The sequence below is a fragment of the Halarcobacter anaerophilus genome (assembly GCF_006459125.1).
GTDB lineage: Bacteria > Campylobacterota > Campylobacteria > Campylobacterales > Arcobacteraceae > Halarcobacter > Halarcobacter anaerophilus.
Genome location: NZ_CP041070.1, coordinates 820,818 through 836,768 on the forward strand (window position 1 = coordinate 820,818; position 15,951 = coordinate 836,768).

15 protein-coding genes are annotated in these 15,951 nt (G+C 29.7%); 7 read left to right on the forward strand and 8 right to left on the reverse strand.

The features are described 5' to 3' along the window. Positions 1–25: 25 nt before the first annotated feature. From AANAER_RS04040 to AANAER_RS04050, 3 genes are read right to left on the reverse strand one after another with little or no spacing between them, the layout of a single operon-like run. Entirely contained in the window at positions 26–832 is an 807-nt protein-coding gene (locus tag AANAER_RS04040) for an AraC family transcriptional regulator (RefSeq protein ID WP_129082564.1), read from the reverse strand. Positions 833–886: 54 nt separating this feature from the next. Continuing rightward, positions 887–2,167, reverse strand: a complete 1,281-nt coding sequence (nhaA, locus tag AANAER_RS04045) for a Na+/H+ antiporter NhaA (RefSeq protein WP_129082616.1) — start codon at positions 2,165–2,167, stop codon at positions 887–889. After that, entirely contained in the window at positions 2,167–2,541 is a 375-nt protein-coding gene (locus tag AANAER_RS04050; protein ID WP_129082563.1) for a Fur family transcriptional regulator, read from the reverse strand. The genes nhaA and AANAER_RS04050 overlap by 1 nt, the downstream gene beginning before the upstream one ends. Positions 2,542–2,675: 134 nt before the next feature. Here AANAER_RS04050 and AANAER_RS04055 point away from each other — a divergent pair, with 134 nt between their 5' ends. Next, on the forward strand, positions 2,676–3,620 hold the full coding sequence (locus tag AANAER_RS04055) for a metal ABC transporter solute-binding protein, Zn/Mn family (RefSeq protein ID WP_129082562.1): 945 nt from the start codon (positions 2,676–2,678) through the stop codon (positions 3,618–3,620). Beyond that, positions 3,601–5,019: a nickel/cobalt transporter gene (locus tag AANAER_RS04060; RefSeq protein ID WP_170218428.1), complete on the forward strand. Its 1,419-nt coding sequence runs from the start codon at positions 3,601–3,603 to the stop codon at positions 5,017–5,019. The genes AANAER_RS04055 and AANAER_RS04060 overlap by 20 nt, the downstream gene beginning before the upstream one ends. A gap of 13 nt (positions 5,020–5,032) precedes the next feature. Here AANAER_RS04060 and AANAER_RS04065 read toward each other — a convergent pair whose 3' ends face one another. The 4 genes from AANAER_RS04065 to AANAER_RS04080 all read right to left on the reverse strand — a co-directional run bounded on the left by AANAER_RS04065 (position 5,033) and on the right by AANAER_RS04080 (position 10,465). Further along, positions 5,033–6,976, reverse strand: coding sequence for a methyl-accepting chemotaxis protein (locus AANAER_RS04065; RefSeq protein ID WP_129082561.1), 1,944 nt, complete (start codon positions 6,974–6,976; stop codon positions 5,033–5,035). 156 nt (positions 6,977–7,132) lie between these two features. Then, positions 7,133–7,729: an FAD-dependent oxidoreductase gene (locus AANAER_RS04070; RefSeq protein ID WP_129082560.1), complete on the reverse strand. Its 597-nt coding sequence runs from the start codon at positions 7,727–7,729 to the stop codon at positions 7,133–7,135. 86 nt (positions 7,730–7,815) lie between these two features. After that, a complete protein-coding gene (locus AANAER_RS04075) occupies positions 7,816–9,309 on the reverse strand; it encodes a PLP-dependent transferase (RefSeq protein WP_129082559.1) in 1,494 nt (497 codons plus the stop codon). Between the two features lies 1 nt (position 9,310). Then, positions 9,311–10,465, reverse strand: a complete 1,155-nt coding sequence (locus tag AANAER_RS04080; RefSeq protein WP_129082558.1) for a trans-sulfuration enzyme family protein — start codon at positions 10,463–10,465, stop codon at positions 9,311–9,313. Positions 10,466–10,608: 143 nt separating this feature from the next. On the opposite strand from AANAER_RS04080, the gene AANAER_RS04085 reads away from it, so the two are divergent. The 3 genes from AANAER_RS04085 (at position 10,609) to AANAER_RS04095 (ending at position 14,170) form a co-directional block, all read left to right on the forward strand. Continuing rightward, positions 10,609–12,066, forward strand: coding sequence for a protein adenylyltransferase SelO (locus AANAER_RS04085; protein WP_129082557.1), 1,458 nt, complete (start codon positions 10,609–10,611; stop codon positions 12,064–12,066). A 109-nt stretch (positions 12,067–12,175) separates the two neighbouring features. Then, a complete protein-coding gene (locus AANAER_RS04090) occupies positions 12,176–13,201 on the forward strand; it encodes a cytochrome-c peroxidase (RefSeq protein WP_129082556.1) in 1,026 nt (341 codons plus the stop codon). 108 nt (positions 13,202–13,309) lie between these two features. Beyond that, positions 13,310–14,170: a patatin-like phospholipase family protein gene (locus AANAER_RS04095; protein WP_129082555.1), complete on the forward strand. Its 861-nt coding sequence runs from the start codon at positions 13,310–13,312 to the stop codon at positions 14,168–14,170. A gap of 3 nt (positions 14,171–14,173) precedes the next feature. Here the strand turns inward: AANAER_RS04095 and AANAER_RS04100 are convergent, their stop codons facing one another. Continuing rightward, on the reverse strand, positions 14,174–14,488 hold the full coding sequence (locus tag AANAER_RS04100; RefSeq protein WP_129082554.1) for a hypothetical protein: 315 nt from the start codon (positions 14,486–14,488) through the stop codon (positions 14,174–14,176). 47 nt (positions 14,489–14,535) lie between these two features. Here AANAER_RS04100 and AANAER_RS04105 point away from each other — a divergent pair, with 47 nt between their 5' ends. Continuing rightward, positions 14,536–14,967: a secondary thiamine-phosphate synthase enzyme YjbQ gene (locus tag AANAER_RS04105; protein ID WP_129082553.1), complete on the forward strand. Its 432-nt coding sequence runs from the start codon at positions 14,536–14,538 to the stop codon at positions 14,965–14,967. A 123-nt stretch (positions 14,968–15,090) separates the two neighbouring features. Further along, a complete protein-coding gene (locus tag AANAER_RS04110) occupies positions 15,091–15,942 on the forward strand; it encodes a DMT family transporter (RefSeq protein ID WP_129082552.1) in 852 nt (283 codons plus the stop codon). Positions 15,943–15,951: the final 9 nt, after the last annotated feature.

Here is a 15,951-nt window from a genome sequence, read left to right on the forward strand (position 1 = left end):
TCTTTTTATCGAAAGTTTACATCATTTAATTTTTTTTGTATAGAACAAAATTGCTGTTTTCTTTTATCTGGCTAGGTACATAACCGTAAATTTTTTTGAATGTTCTTATAAAATGGGATTGGTCGCTAAATCCTACACTTGAAGCTATTTCATTTAAGTTTACGTTTTTTAAGATAAGCTCTTTTGCTTTTTGTACTCTTTGCATCATAATATATTGATGTGGAGTTATTCCTGTACTGTTTTTAAAAGTTCTTATATAGTGGTATTTACTTAAGTTTGAATTTAAAGCAAGCTCTTCTAATGATAGGTTTGTTTCAATAGAGTCATTAATATATTCAATAGTATGTTTTATGATTTTTTTGTCATTAAAAAGAGGTTCAAAAGATTTTGTTTTATCTGCGTATTTTTTTATTAGATAAGACAAGGCTTCTATTAGATATGTCTCTATTTCTATAGAATCTTTGTTTTCATATGCACTTACAAAAAATTTAAATAAAAGTTTGTATAAAGTTAGATCTTCAATAATATGTTTTACGAATACTGGAGTTTTTCTCTCAAAAAATATTTGTTCATAAATATCCGTAATAAGTTTAACCGTAGGATAAAAGTTTGTATATTTCCATGAGTTAGAATTACCGCAGTGAACTTCTCCGGGGTTTATTACTCTTGTTGCGTTTTTATATGTTAAAGTGGCTTTGTTTTGGTTTATTGATTTAAAAATACCGTCATGGGTTAGACCTATAGTATAGGTATTATGAAAATGTTTTGAAAATTGACCGTTAGAGTTTTGAATATTTTCAAAAAAAATTTGGTTTAAAGATTCTAGTTTCATAAAAAGATTATACCTAAAGTATAAAAATAGAAATAGAACAAAATTGCTCTATTTCTATGATTTTTTGACTGTTAATAGAAGTATTACTCCAATTACTGCTGCTATAAAAGAAGCTGCAAATACTGCAAGTTTAACTGCCGCAATAATATTTTCATCCATAAATGCCAAATGGGTGATAAAAATTGACATAGTAAATCCGATACCGGCAATAAAACCTACGGCTAAAATTTCACTCCAAGAGATATCATCTGGTTTTTTTACAATTTTAAGTTTTTGGGCAAGATAAGTCAATCCTAAAATACCTATTGGTTTTCCTAATACAAGACCTAAAACTACACCTAAAACTATCATAAAGTTTTGACTTACGCTTGAAAAGTCGATTAGAACTCCTGCATTTGAAAAAGCAAACAAAGGCATAATAAAAAAAGCGGAAAGTCCGTGAAGATTATGCTCTAATCTTACCAAAGGATTTTGAACTTTGTCATAACTATATGCAATATTTTCCAAAGAATCAATTTGGTGATGGTTCAAAATAGGAATCTCGTCTATATTATTTTCAAAATCTTCTAAATTTCTCTTAGTTTCATTAATAAATTTTCTCTCTTCAAGTTTTGATTGAATGGGAATCGCAAAAGCCAATAAAACACCTGCAATAGTAGCATGAATACCTATTGCATGAATATATACCCAAAGAGCAACTCCTAAAATCAAATAAGGAGTTATTTTAGTAACACCTTTAAAATTTAAAGCCCAAATCAGAGCATAAATAATTCCTGCATGAAGAAAATATTCGGCATGTATCTCACTTGTATATACAGTTGCCACAACAACTACGGCACCTAAGTCATCAACTACTGCAAGGGCTACTAAGAAGAGTTTTAATGACGGATTTACTCTTTTTCCTAAAAGCATTAAAATACCGAGAGCAAAAGCAATATCAGTTGCCATAGGAATACCGAATCCGTAAGGATTATCCGTATTAAAAGCTATATAAATAAGTGCAGGTACAAGCATACCTCCAATTGCAGCTACTATAGGAAATGAGGCTTTAGAAACAGAAGATAACTCTCCTATTAACATCTCCCTTTTTATCTCTAAACCGACCATTAAAAAAAATAGTGCCATTAGAGCATCATCTATCCAATAAGTCAGACTCATAGAGATTTTATGATCTGCTATATTTATTCCAAGAGGCATATGCCATAAATCATAATATGCCTGACCTAAGCTAGAGTTTGCAACAACTACTGCTGCAACGGTTGCTATAAAAAGTATAATACCACTTAAAGCCTCTTTGTTTATAAATTTTTCCAAGGTGATAAGCTTTTGTATCATTAATTTTTCTCCTGTTTTATTAAGCATTGAGGGCAAATCCCTTTTATGATTATATTATCTATCTTATGTCCTTTTAAATTAACATCCACTTTTTCATGAATACACTCTATTTTTGAGCATATAGAACATATAAAATGGGGATGTTTTGTTTTTAGAATTTCAAAATATCTTTTTTTGTCATTTGATTCAAAAGAGGTGATAATACCTTCTTCTTCAAATTTTGTGATATTTCTATAAAAAGTTGCTTTATCCATACTGAGTTTGTCTTTTATATCTTCGTAACAAATAGGCTTTTTAGACTCTATTAATTGTTCCAATATGGCTTTTCTTGCAGTTGTCAATTTTATATTTTTTGATATGTTTTCTAAGTTCATAAAACATTATATTCTATCTATTTTTAAAATTAGATTTGATTTTTATAATAGACTTTTGCAATTCAGTTGCATCAAAGTATTTATTTATTAGAATTCAAAAAATGCAACTAGATTGCAAAAAATAAGGATATAATATGAGATTAATTTTATTAACTTTTTTCGTTTTAAGTAGTTTTATATTTGCAAAGGAAGAGGTTACGGTATCAATTCTTCCTCAAAAATATTTTGTAGAAAAAATTGCAGCAGATAAAGTAAAAGTAAACGTAATGGTTCAGCCTGGAGCCTCTCCTGCAACTTATGAGCCTAAAACTTCACAAATGAAACTTTTATCAAAATCGGTAGCATATTTTTCAATAGGAGTTCCTTTTGAAAAAGTTTGGTTAGAAAAATTTGAAAATGCAAATAAAGATATGCTTATAGCAGATACTTCTAAAGGTATCAAAAAAGCAGAAATTGCAGCACACCATCATCACAAAGAAGAAGCAGATGAGCATGAAAATGAACATCATGAAGAGCATGCCGATCATGATGAAGAAGAACATGAACACCATGAACATCACGAAGAGGAAGAACATGCAGGACATGAACATCACGGTTTAGATCCGCATATCTGGCTTGAACCTACTTTAGTTAAAATTCAAGCAAAAAATATTTATGAGGCTTTGGTAAAAGTTGATAAAACAAATGCAAGTTTTTATAAAACAAATTTAGATAAATTTTTAAAAGAGTTAGATAGTTTGGATAAAGAACTTCATAATATATTAAAAAATTACGAAGACAAAGCTTTTATGGTATTTCATCCATCTTGGGGATATTTTTCAAGAAGATATCATTTAGAGCAAATCTCTATTGAAATAGAAGGAAAAGAGCCAAAACCTGCACAACTTGTAAAACTTGTGGATGAAGCTAAAAAACACAATATAAAAATTGTTTTTGTTGCCCCTCAATTTTCTCAAAAAGGAGCTAAAACTATATCTAAGAGTATAAATGGTAATGTTGCGGTTATAGATCCTTTAGCAGAAAACTGGGATGAAAATTTAATTAAGGTGGCAAAAGAGATTGCAAAATCTTATAAGTAGATATTTTCTTCTTTTATTACTATTTTCGCATACCCTTTTTGGGTGTGCGCTTTGTACTTTGTACTCTCCTGAAACAAAAGTCTCTCTTGAAATAAATGCAGACGATTTATATATTAAAAATGCAAAAGTTACCTGGGTTTTAACAAAAGAGTTTACTCAGCAGTTAAAAGATGTTTATGATTTAAACCAAAACTCTCAAATCGATAAAAGTGAAATACCTCCTATTGAACAAGCTTTAATTGATTATATAAAACCTAAAAATTTTCTTACTCATATCTCTTACGATAAAGTTATAGATGAAGAGAACTCAAAGAAAATAGATGTAAGAAGTTATAAAACTTATATAAAAAACTCACTTTTGCATTTTGAATATCTTTTAAATTTAAACTATAAAGTCGTAAAAGATAATATTCTTTATGTAAATATAAATGATGACCAAAACTATTTTATTTTAATAATGGTAAAAAGAGCAGTTAACTTTAATGCTCCTTTTAAATTTGATGAGGTTTTCAACAGACAAAGCGTTGCTTTTTATATAAATCCCTCTTCTGTAATTCAATCAAATATTGAACAAACAAAAAAGGAAAAAGAGGAGAATCAAGAGCTTGAAAAAAATGAAGAAACTCCTAACGAAACACTTCTTTCTAAATATACAAAAAAACTAAAAAGTTATCTTGTAAAGATAGAAAAAGGTGATAACTGGGCTTTAGTTATGCTTTTATTTGTCTCTTTTCTTTATGGAATAGTTCATGCTTTAGGACCGGGGCATGGAAAATCTTTGGCATTTTCATATTTTGCTTCAAATAAAAGTTCTTTTACAAAAGCTTTTTTTATCTCTCAAGCCAGCGCTTTTATTCATATAATAGGAGCTTTGATTTTAGTTCTTGTTTCGGTATTTATTTTAGAATCTGTGTTAAATAATTTTGTAAAAGATTCTGTAGAGATATTAACAAAAGTCTCGGCAGTATTGATTATGATTTTAGCTATGTATATTTTATATAATAAATTAAATAACAAAGGGTGTTCATGCTCTTCTTGCAGTGTTGAGCAAAAACCTGTTTGGAGTGCGACGGCACCTAATAAAGCTGTAAAATTAAAACCTAATTTTATGAAAAAAGATTTATATTTTGTTTTAACAGCAGGGCTTATTCCTTGTCCCGGAACGGTAATTTTATTTATTTATGCTTTTATTTTAAAAACATATTTTGCAGTATTATTAGCTTCTATTTTTATAAGTTTAGGAATGGGAATAGTAATTTTTGCTTCATCTTTTTTAGGTGTTAGTTTAAATAAAATTTCATCAAAATCTCATAATATAACAAACTTTTTGGAAATTGCTGCACCTGTTATAATGTTTGTATTAGGAATGTTGCTATTTTTAAATGCAGCTATAGTATAGAGTTTAGGAGAGTTTAAAAACTCTCCCATTCATCGTCATCTTCTGCTTGGACTATTTTTTCTTGTTCTGTTTTTTTAGAATTTTTATTCTCTTTTGATTTTGGAAGTTCTTTGTTTTTTTCTTCTTTTCTCTCAATTTTTATTTCATTTTTACCTAAAAATTCTTTGCTGTTTGTATCATCAAGTATCTCTTTTGCCAAGTGTTGAGTAGAAGTTGCTATCTCTTTTGTTTTTGAAGCTGTTGTGGCATTTAATTGAGATTGTTGATCAAGAGCATTAATCGCATCGTTTATTTGCACAATACCGCTTTGTTGTTCTTTACTTGCTACGGAAATATCTGAAATAAGTTCAATAGTTCTGTTTATATTTTCACTTAAACCATTATAACCTTGAATCATATTATCAGAGATTGTTTTACCTTCATTTGCTTTTAATGTTGCTTTTTCAACTAAGTCTTTAATCTCTTTTGCCGCGTCCGCACTTCTATTCGCCAAGTTTCTAACTTCTTGTGCAACTACTGCAAAACCTTTTCCTGCTTCACCTGCCGTTGCTGCTTCAACAGCTGCATTTAGTGAAAGAATATTCGTTTGAAATGCAATTTGGTCAATTACTGTAATAGCTTCATTTATTTCGGCAACTTCGTTATTTATCTCATCCATTGAAGATGCTGTTTTTGAAGCTAGACTTTCACCTTTTTGTGCATTTTCTGTTACTTCATTTGCCAATTGAGACATTTGTTCGACTTTAATTGTACTGCTTTTTACGTTTGCCGTAATCTCTTCTAAAGCAGCGGCTGTCTGTTCCAGATTTGCGGCAGCTTCCGTTGAACTCGTATTTAAAGAGTCAATAGTATCTGATAAATCTTTTGAACTCTCATTTAACTGCAATCCACGTCTTTTACTTTTTCCAAGCATATTAGAAATAGTTTCGCCAAGGGTATTAATCCCTTCTAAAAGCTTATCTATTTCACCTTCGCACTCAATTGAAGTTTTTGATCTAAAATCTTCATTTTTATATTTATCCAATGTTTCAAGTGCATGGTCTATAATTTCATGAAGAGTGTGAAGCATACTGTTAAGTGTATTAACAAGCTCCATAATAGCTCTGTTTGAGGTTGTTGTTTTAACTCTACTGTTTAGTTTACCTTTTTTAATATCCTCAACAACTTCTTTTACATCATGAATAACCAAAGAGTCTTCTTCTCTTCCTTTTTCTATTTTATCAAGATATTTATTGAAGTTTTTTGCAATCATTGCTGTTTCGTCTTTGCTTTTTATATCAATTTTTGCGTGACCTTCCGAAGAAGTAGAGAGTTTTTCCATAGCCTCTTCTAAAATCTCTAAAGGCTGAACAATACTTCTTGATAATAAAATATTAAAGATAAGAATCAAAACTAAGATAACAAGGAAAATCAAAATTATACTAATAATTGATTCTTCTATAAAAGTATGATAACTCTCTTGCGATTTTACAGCATCTTTTTTTATACTTTTTAAAATATCTGTAACACTGAATTTTAAGTCTCTCCACGCTTGTAAAGAGGCAGCCATATCTTCTTTTTCTAAAGAATTCCCTTTTTGAACTTTTTCATACAGAGGTTTAACCGTAGTTAAAAAGTTTAAAATCTTATCTTCAAACTTTAAATATAAATCACTATTTAGTTTTTTGAACTCAATGGCAGATTTCATGACCTTTGTTATAGCTTTATTCATAGTCTCTTTTGCTTTTTGTGAGTCAGGGTTTTGAAATACGACACCTGATGATGAGTTATACAAAAGACCATTAATAAAAATAGAGTTTAAAGTATCATTTTGTTTAGCTAAAGCTGCAGAGTTTTTATACTGATTTGATAGTGAATTTAAGCTGTTATAGACAACCAAACCTGCAATTAACAATCCTAAAACAATAAGAGCACTGTTTATCTTAAGTTTTAAAGATATCGAAAAATTATTTAACATTATTTTTCCCCTATTTACGGTATTTCAAACAGATGATATTAAAAAATGTCTTAAAATGTACTTTTAATATTATTTTCTAAAAAAAATAATTTTATAAATATAGAAATAGTAGACTGAAAGTCCAAATATTATTTTAGACTTTCAATTTAAGCAGATCTATTTTTTAGATGCAAAATCATGTACGACTGCAACTTTTCCCGACCATTGTTTAAAAATATCGCAAGCAACTTTTGCTCCGTCTCCGCTTGCTACGCTGAGCATTGTGGGAACTTTACTCGCAAGTCCTGCAACATAGAGGTTTTCTTTTATAAGATTGTTTTTATTTTCAATATAGATTAGATTTGGTTTTGGTGCATTATCATTTGCTTTTACTTCAACACCTTCACATTTTATTTCAAATTTATGGAAACCTGTTGCAAGAACTACGATTTTTGCTTCTACGGTTTCATTTTGTGCAGTAACTTTGAAAATATTATCAGATTTTTCTATTTTTGTTACCGTATCGTTTTTTAATTGGCAAGCTTTAAAATTAGATAATTGTTTTTTCATCTTTTCCAAAAGCTCAACTCCGTTTATACCAAAATCAACTCCCGCAACATTGCAATATTTAGCTGCATTTAAGTCACTTTTGTTGTTGTCAAACATTAAATAGGTTTTATCTTTTGCCCACTCAAATTTATCATTTGCACTTGCTAACGTCAAAGCACAACCAAAACCGGCAGCTCCAGCTCCTACGATAACTACATCATACATTTAAAATCCTTTTTGTAAATTATTGCTAAGTATAAACCTCAAAAAGTAATAAGCAACTTAAATATTTTGAGAGTGAAACTCCTAAACTAGGAGATTTTTTCAAACTCTTTTATAATCTCTTCTATTGGTTCAACTCCGACAGAGATTCTAAGTAAATCAATAGGTAAATCTATTTGTTTTAAAAACTCTTTGCCTTTTTTTGTTTTCGTTAAATCATAATGAGCTAAATAAGTGTAAGGCATCAAAAGGGTGAATTCTGTTCCAAGACTAGGTCCTTTTGCAAAATTTAATTTATCGTAAACTTCTTTAAAAGGCTTTTTAAAAGTTACCGAGATTATTCCTACAAAGCTATTTTCATCAATCATTGTCTGGGAATAGTTTTCTTTATTTTGTTTATCTAAACAATAATAAATTTTATCGATATAAGAGCAGGTTTTAAAATATTCAACCAAAGCTTTTGTATTTTTACTTATTTTTTTAACTCTTTTTTCATAATTTTTTATTTCAAAAGCCAATCTTTGTATATCTTTTATAAAAACAGGTTCGCAGTGTCTAAAAAACTCTTCTGTCATATGTGAAAGTCTGTGTTTTTTATTTAAAATAACTGCACCCATTAAAACATCTGCATTTCCGCAGGCAAATTTGGTCAAAGATTCTACAAAAATATCCGCATAAGAGGTTAGATCAAGATTATAAGGTGTGGCAAAAGTTGAATCAATTACAAGAGGAATATTGTATTTGTCGCAAAGTTTTCTCAAAGCTTTTATATTTGCACATTTTAGCAAAGGGTTTGTTGGTATTTCCGTGATTATTGCCGTAACCTTAAAGCCGTTTATTTTTAAATACTCTTCTAATAAATCAAGGTTTTTTATATCGGGAAATATTTTTTGTCTTTGAAAATGGTGATTAACTATATTCATAGTATCTAAATAAAGCCAGCCAAATTGGATTAGAATATCTCTTCCGTTATGACTTTGAATAGAATTTAAACCTCTAACTACCGAATAGACTGCATTCATCCCTGAAGGTGTTAAGCAGATGTTTTTTTTAGGTTGTTTGTAAGCTTTTGCCAAAGTTTCTATTACTGTGTTTTTGGCTGTTTTTTTATTTTCTACTTTTTCTTTAAATAAGTTCTTTATTAAACCTGCTTTATATAAATAATCTTCGGCAAATCTTGAAGAGAGATTGCATCCTGAGTGTTGAATATAAGTTAATACTTTTTGAAGTTGTGAGGTCTCTTTTTGAACTAAAATAACTCCAAAAGGTTCATCTATCTCTATTTTATTATTGATATAGTATTTGTCGCTTAAAAGTTTTACCGCTTTTGGTGAACTTAAAACGACAATTTCATAGTTATCACATACATGATATTTTTCTTTTATATAATTTGCCAAAATTTTTAAATAGGGATGAAGAACAAATCTGGGATATGCACTTTTTATCTTTTCTAAAGTTTTTGGATTTTGTTCTTCATAACCGATTACATCTTCAAGTTTTGGCATAGAAACAGAGACTGCATGGATATTATTGGGTGGTAAAGTCTCTCCTGTAGGAATCTCTTTGAAAAAACTGCCGTTCATTTTATTTTATTGCCTGTTTTATATCAGCTATTAAATCTTTTACATTTTCCAAACCGATTGAAAATCTAACTGTTCCTTCCTCTATTCCAATAGCTTCAAGTTCCTCTTTTGAAAAAGAGGCATGGGAAATTTTTGCAGGAATTTCTACTCTTGAATCGGCACTTCCAAAAGAGCATTTTTCACCGAATATTTTTGTATTTTCTATAAATTTTTCGGCAAGTTCCAAAGAGCTGAAATTGGCACAAAAAACTCCGGGAATATATCTCATTTGTTCTTTTGCCAATTTATGCTGAGGATGAGATTTTAGTGCAGGGTGGGTTACTTTTGTAATATATTCTTGTTTTTTTAAAAACTTTGCAATTTTTATTGAGTTTTTTTGATGCTCTTTCATTCTTATTTTAAGTGTTGGAATACCAAGAGTTATTAGATAAACATCCATCGGATTTTGGCTTCTTCCATGTGCATTTGCGTAGTAGTGAATTTTTTCTGCAAGCTCTTTTGTTTTTGCAACTATTGCACCTGCAACGACTGCTCCGTGACCTGAAATATATTTTGTTGTTGAAAACAAAGAAAAATCGGCTCCAAGTTCAAGAGGTTTTTGACTAATAAAAGTTGCAAGAGAATTATCAACTGCAAACAAAGAGTTGTATTTATGTGTTAAAGTTGCAACTTCTTTTAAATCTATTATTTTAAGACCTGGATTAGTAGGACTTTCACAAAGAACCAAATCTATTGGATTGTTTTTTAATATCTCTTCAAGTTGTTCAAAGTCTAAAAAATCTGCAAAATGGACTGTAATATTATATTTTTCTTTGAAAACTTTTAAGAGTCTAAAAGTTCCTCCGTAACAATCGGCTTCAACCAAAATATGGGAATTGGCTTTTAAAACTGTTTCAAAAAGCAAGGCTACACAGGCAATTCCCGTGTGGGTACAAACACATCCTGAACCGTTTTCAACTTTTGTAAAGAGGTTTTCCAAAGTCTCTCTTGTAGGATTATCGCTTCTTGTATAATCGTATATTTTATTTCCCTTTTGTTTTTTTAAATCAAATGTTGCCGTATTGTAAATTGGAAAATGGGAAGCTCCTGCAATATCTTCAAAAGGAGCATATTTTGTTATATGACTAAGTGCTGTTTCTACTTTAAAATTATTCATGCATATCCTAATTTTTTGGGCAATTATAGCTTATTTTATATAAGAGTTAAAATATCTTAAATTCAATTATTAGTTTTTCTAATATAAGAGTGTTTTTATCTTATTTTGATAATCTATTTTGAAATAATATATAGAAGAGAAAAATGAAATTAGATGAGTTAGAGTTAAACATTGATTATTTTGAATTTGATAAAAAATTTTATCAAACTTTGGATGCAACACCTTTAAACAGTTCTTATCTTATAAGTTACAGTAAAAGTGCCTGTGATTTGATAAATCTGGATTATAGGGAGTGTGAAAGTGAAGCTTTCGTAAAGTTTGTAAACGGAGAAAAAGTTTTAAAAGGTTCAATTCCTTATTCAATGGCATATGCAGGACACCAATTTGGATATTTTGTTCCCCAACTAGGTGACGGAAGAGCAATAAATTTAGGAAGCGTAAACAATTGGCACCTTCAAACAAAAGGTTCTGGACTTACAAGATATTCAAGACAAGGTGACGGTAGGGCGGTTTTACGTTCTTCAATTAGAGAATTTATTATAAGTGAACATATGTATGCTTTGGGAATTCCTACAACAAGAGCTTTGGCTTTACTTGGTTCAGAACATAAAGTTTATAGAGATTATTTTAAAGCTGAAAAAGGAGCTATTGTTTTAAGACTCTCCCCTTCATGGGTTAGAATAGGAACTTTTGAATTTTTCTCAAGAGGAAAAGAGGTCCAAAAAAATCTAATGCAACTAACAGATTATGTTATAAAACAGAGTTTCCCTCATTTGATAAACGAGAATGAAAGGTATGAAAAATTTTTCTTTGAATTGGTTGATAAAACCGCAAAACTAATGGCACAATGGATGGCTTACGGTTTTATGCACGGAGTTATGAATACTGATAATATGAGTGTTGCCGGACTTACTATTGATTACGGTCCTTTTGCTTTTATGGATTTTTTTGAGAAACATTGCATCTGCAATCATACCGACAGTGAAGGGCGATACTCTTTTAACAACCAACCACATATTGCAAAATGGAATTTGGAAATTTTAGCTTACAGTTTGGGTAAAATTTGTAATTTTTCCAAATTAATGGCTTATCTAAAAAACTTTATTTCAATACATCAAAATGAGTATTTGAAAATTATGAATAAAAGAGTAGGTCTTGATAGCTCTTTAAGCGGTGATTCAAATTTGGATTTAATAGTCGAACTTTTAGATGCTCTTGAAATGTCAAGATCTGATTACAATTTTTTCTTTTGGCAGCTTACAAATTTGAAATCACATGAAGATTTTTCTTCAATTCTAGATTATTGTGTTTATAAAGAACCTATGGCAAAATGGCTTGAAAAGTATAAAAAGATTTGTGAAAAACAAAATCTTGATATTGTAAAAATGCAAATAACAATGAAAGAAGTAAATCCTAAATATATTATAAAAAACTATATGCTTCAAGAAGCGATACAAAAAGCTGAGGATGGAGATTTTACTTTAGTAAATGATTTGCTTGATATTGCCCAAAATCCTTTTGGTGAACATAAAAAGTTTGAAAGATATTCAAAACCTACACCTAATAAGTTTGTAAATTTACAGCTTAGCTGCTCTTCATAAAGGCTTTGTAGTTAAAAGTGTCAAGAAAGTGTCAAAAAAAGTAGATTCTAACTTTACATATTGCAGATATAATTTTTATCCAAATTATTAGAAAAAAAAGGATAAAAATATGAAAGTAGCGATTTCGTTAGTAGCATGTTTATTAAGTGTTAGTTCTGTTTTAGCTAATGAAGCTTTAATTCAAAAAGCAAAAAACAGCGGACTTGTGGCAATCCCGGCTGAAAAAACGGCATTGATGGAGATGATAGACGATAAAAACGACCCTATTACCAAACAAAAAGTAGAACTTGGTAAAAAATTATACTTTGATCCTAGAATCTCAAAAAGCGGAATTATCTCATGTAATACCTGTCATAACTTAGCTTTGGGCGGAGCAGACGGAATACCTGCTGCAATAGGTCATATGTGGACAAAAAATCCTCATAATCTAAACTCTCCTACTGTTTACAATTCGGTATTTTTCAAAGCTCAATTTTGGGACGGTAGAAGTCCTCATTTAGCAGATCAAGCACAAGGTCCGGTACAAGCGGGTCCAGAAATGGCAGCGGCTCCTGAATTGGTTGAAAAAAGAATTACTTCAATTCCAGAATATGTTGATGAGTTTAAAGGTGCATATGGAACAGATGTGAAAATTAATTTTGAAAAAATCACGGCAACAATAGCAACTTTTGAAAAAACTTTGGTTACTCCATCAAGATTTGACGACTTTTTAAACGGAAATAAAAATGCTTTGACTAAAGATGAAAAAGAGGGATTGTCTACTTTTATTGACAAAGGTTGTGTCTCTTGTCATACGGGAATTGCTCTTGGGGGAACAATGCAGCCTTTTGAAATAGCATCAAAATATAAATTTACAAATGTCGGAGATTTTAAAGGGGATAAAAACGGGATGGTAAAAACTCCGACTCTAAGAAATATTACAGAAACTGCTCCGTATTTTCATAACGGTCAAATTTGGTCTTTATCCGATGCGGTTAAAGAGATGGGATCGGTTCAACTTGGTATTGATATAAACGACAAAGATGCGGCTAAAATTGTTACTTTCTTAAAATCCTTAAAAGGAGAAAAACCTCAAATTATTTATCCTCAATTACCTGAATCAACACTAAAAACACCAAAACCTGAATTTAATTAAAAAAATATCTTTAGAAGAAGTCCTTCTAAAGATATCTGCTGTTTTTTTATTATTTTTTCCAACTTTAAATAATATAATGATAATTCAAATTAATTACAAAGTATATTTATGAATAAAAAAAGAGTATCCTTGGTTTTAGGAAGCGGCGGTGCAAGAGGTTATGCCCATATCGGAGTTATAGAAGAGTTGGAAAAAAACGGATATGAAATAGTATCTGTTTCAGGCTCTTCCATGGGAGCATTAATAGGCGGTTTGTATGCCTGCGGAAGACTTCAAGATTATAAGAAGTGGGTTTTGGAGTTTGATATTTTTGATATTTTGAAACTTGTTGATTTCAGTTTCGGTGAAGGCGGAATGATAAAAGCAGATAGAGTATTTAAAAAAATAGATGCTTTTATAAAAGATACCAAAATCGAAGAGTTGCCTATTAGTTTTGCGGCAGTTGCAAGTGATATTTCTAAAAAAGAGGAAGTTCATTTAAATAAAGGCAGTTTAAAAGATGCAATAAGAGCTTCAATTGCCATTCCTACAATATTTACGCCTCAAGAAATAGAAGGAAGAACCCTTTTTGACGGAGGTTTATGCAACCCTTTGCCCCTTTCAATAGTTGATAGAAAAAAGGCTGATTTGATTATAGCGGTAAATTTAAATAAAAGCGAAGAGGTAAAAAAAGAACATACGGATATCTTAGAGAAAAAAGACAATAGTCTAAATTTGAAAATTTTAGACTTTATTAACAACAAATCAAAAAAAGAGAAAATTAGCTATTTTGAGATAGTTACCAACTCTATAGAAACAATGCAGGAGATAATTACTAAGCAACAGATAAAAGAGTGCAATCCCGATATAATCTTAAATATTTCCAATAAGATTTGCCAATTTTATGAATTTCACAAAGCAAAAGAGACAATTGAATACGGTGCAGCAGTTACAAGAGAGTTTTTAGAAAATAAAAATAAGGAAAATTAGAGTCTATTTTTTATTTTTTTGACTTTCATATTGTAAAAAGTTTTGCGGTTCCCCTGAATTTGTTTTTCCTTTTGCATTTTTATCGGGAACATTTTCAATTCCTTTAAAATCATCAAACCATTTTAGTTCTGAAGGCATTCTTGTATCTTTTTTGTTTTTAGAAGCCGAGCTAAAGTCAAAACCGCTTGAAATGCTGATTTTATGGTATGCAAGAAATCCGAATATTATTACAACAATAACTGTTAGGATTTTGATAAGAGTCTCTAGGACGAAATGTATAGTTGTTTTTTTCTTTTGTACAGGTACTTTTTTTTCCATAAAACATTATACACAAAAATTATTAATTTTTAGATATCATTATTTTTATGGAAATATTACAAAAAGAGTTTGAACTAAAATCATATAAAAGAGGCTTTCATCTAATAACCGATGAGGTGATACAAAATTTAGATGAAATAAGTAAATTTGAAGTAGGAGTTTTAAACCTTTTTATAAAACATACAAGTGCAAGTTTGACTATAAATGAAAACTGCGACAGCAGTGTACGAAGCGATATGGAAAATTTTGTAAATGATATAGTTTCAAATAAAAACTACTTTGTTCACACTTATGAAGGTGAAGATGATATGCCTTCACATATAAAATCTTCTATTTTCGGAAGTAGTATAACAATTCCGATAACAAAAGGGCAACTTAACCTTGGAACCTGGCAGAGTATCTATCTAGGAGAGCATAGAGATTTTGGCGGAAATAGAAAATTGCTTGCAACCATTACAGGAAAAAAATATAATTTATAATCTCTCTACTTTTTAAATTAAATAAATCTTTTTTTCTTTTTTGTTCTAAAAAATATAAACTAGCAAGATTCAGATTGTTTTAATCTCATCACTAAATATATAATAAAATCAAAAAGGAAATTTATGAGTTTGCAAAATTGGATACTCTTATTTACTTTATCTGTTGTATGGGGCGGATCTTTTTATTTTGTAGAAAAAGCTTTAATATATTTTTCTTTTGAACAAATTGTATTTTTTAGAGTTTTTTTTGCAGCATTTTTTATTTTATTAGTATTATTTATCAAAAAAATAAAAATTATTTTTGATTTAAAACTTTGGGCTATGTTTTTTGTAATGGGAAGTTTAAATAATGTTATACCGTTTTTAAGTTTTACTTTTGCCCAAGAGAGTATTAGTGCTTCTTTAGCTTCTTTATTTAATGCAACAACACCGATATTTACTGCACTTCTTGCCCATCTGTTAACAAAAGATGAAAAAATATCATTCTTTAAACTAATGGGGATTTTAATTGGCTTTACAGGAATGGTAATTCTACTTCTTCCAAAAGGTTTCGGTAATTTTGAAGCAGCAGGTCTTCTTGCTGTTATGGCAGCTGTTTCTTACTCTTTTGCAGGAATATTTGGAAAAAAATTAAAAGATTATAATCCTATTTTTAATGTATTCGGGATGCTTACGGCAAGCTCTATAATAATGTATTGTGTATTTTTCTCTTCGATAAACAATGTGGAATTTAATTCTTTATATGAATTCAAAGATTTGATTTTGCTTGCACTGCTATCGACTTCAATAGCTTATATTATCTATTTTAGATTACTTTTTAGTGTGGGTGCTGTAAAATTGTTGCTAGTAACATATTTGATTCCTATAAGTGCATCAATATTAGGGATTTTTCTTTTAGGCGAAAATTTTACTTTTAATATGGTTTTGGGTGCTGTGATTATTTTTATTTCATTATGGTTAATTAATAAAAAATAGAAGATATTA

Excerpts from the sequence above, each read along its gene's own strand:
- AANAER_RS04040 (WP_129082564.1), bottom strand. The coding sequence starts at position 832 with ATGAAACTAGAATCTTTAAACCAAATTTTTTTTGAAAATATTCAAAAC.
- nhaA (WP_129082616.1), bottom strand. The coding sequence starts at position 2,167 with ATGATACAAAAGCTTATCACCTTGGAAAAATTTATAAACAAAGAGGCT.
- AANAER_RS04050 (WP_129082563.1), bottom strand. The coding sequence starts at position 2,541 with ATGAACTTAGAAAACATATCAAAAAATATAAAATTGACAACTGCAAGA.
- AANAER_RS04055 (WP_129082562.1), top strand. The coding sequence starts at position 2,676 with ATGAGATTAATTTTATTAACTTTTTTCGTTTTAAGTAGTTTTATATTT.
- AANAER_RS04065 (WP_129082561.1), bottom strand. The coding sequence starts at position 6,976 with ATGTTAAATAATTTTTCGATATCTTTAAAACTTAAGATAAACAGTGCT.
- AANAER_RS04070 (WP_129082560.1), bottom strand. The coding sequence starts at position 7,729 with ATGTATGATGTAGTTATCGTAGGAGCTGGAGCTGCCGGTTTTGGTTGT.
- AANAER_RS04075 (WP_129082559.1), bottom strand. The coding sequence starts at position 9,309 with ATGAACGGCAGTTTTTTCAAAGAGATTCCTACAGGAGAGACTTTACCA.
- AANAER_RS04080 (WP_129082558.1), bottom strand. The coding sequence starts at position 10,465 with ATGAATAATTTTAAAGTAGAAACAGCACTTAGTCATATAACAAAATAT.
- AANAER_RS04085 (WP_129082557.1), top strand. The coding sequence starts at position 10,609 with ATGAAATTAGATGAGTTAGAGTTAAACATTGATTATTTTGAATTTGAT.
- AANAER_RS04090 (WP_129082556.1), top strand. The coding sequence starts at position 12,176 with ATGAAAGTAGCGATTTCGTTAGTAGCATGTTTATTAAGTGTTAGTTCT.
- AANAER_RS04095 (WP_129082555.1), top strand. The coding sequence starts at position 13,310 with ATGAATAAAAAAAGAGTATCCTTGGTTTTAGGAAGCGGCGGTGCAAGA.
- AANAER_RS04100 (WP_129082554.1), bottom strand. The coding sequence starts at position 14,488 with ATGGAAAAAAAAGTACCTGTACAAAAGAAAAAAACAACTATACATTTC.
- AANAER_RS04105 (WP_129082553.1), top strand. The coding sequence starts at position 14,536 with ATGGAAATATTACAAAAAGAGTTTGAACTAAAATCATATAAAAGAGGC.
- AANAER_RS04110 (WP_129082552.1), top strand. The coding sequence starts at position 15,091 with ATGAGTTTGCAAAATTGGATACTCTTATTTACTTTATCTGTTGTATGG.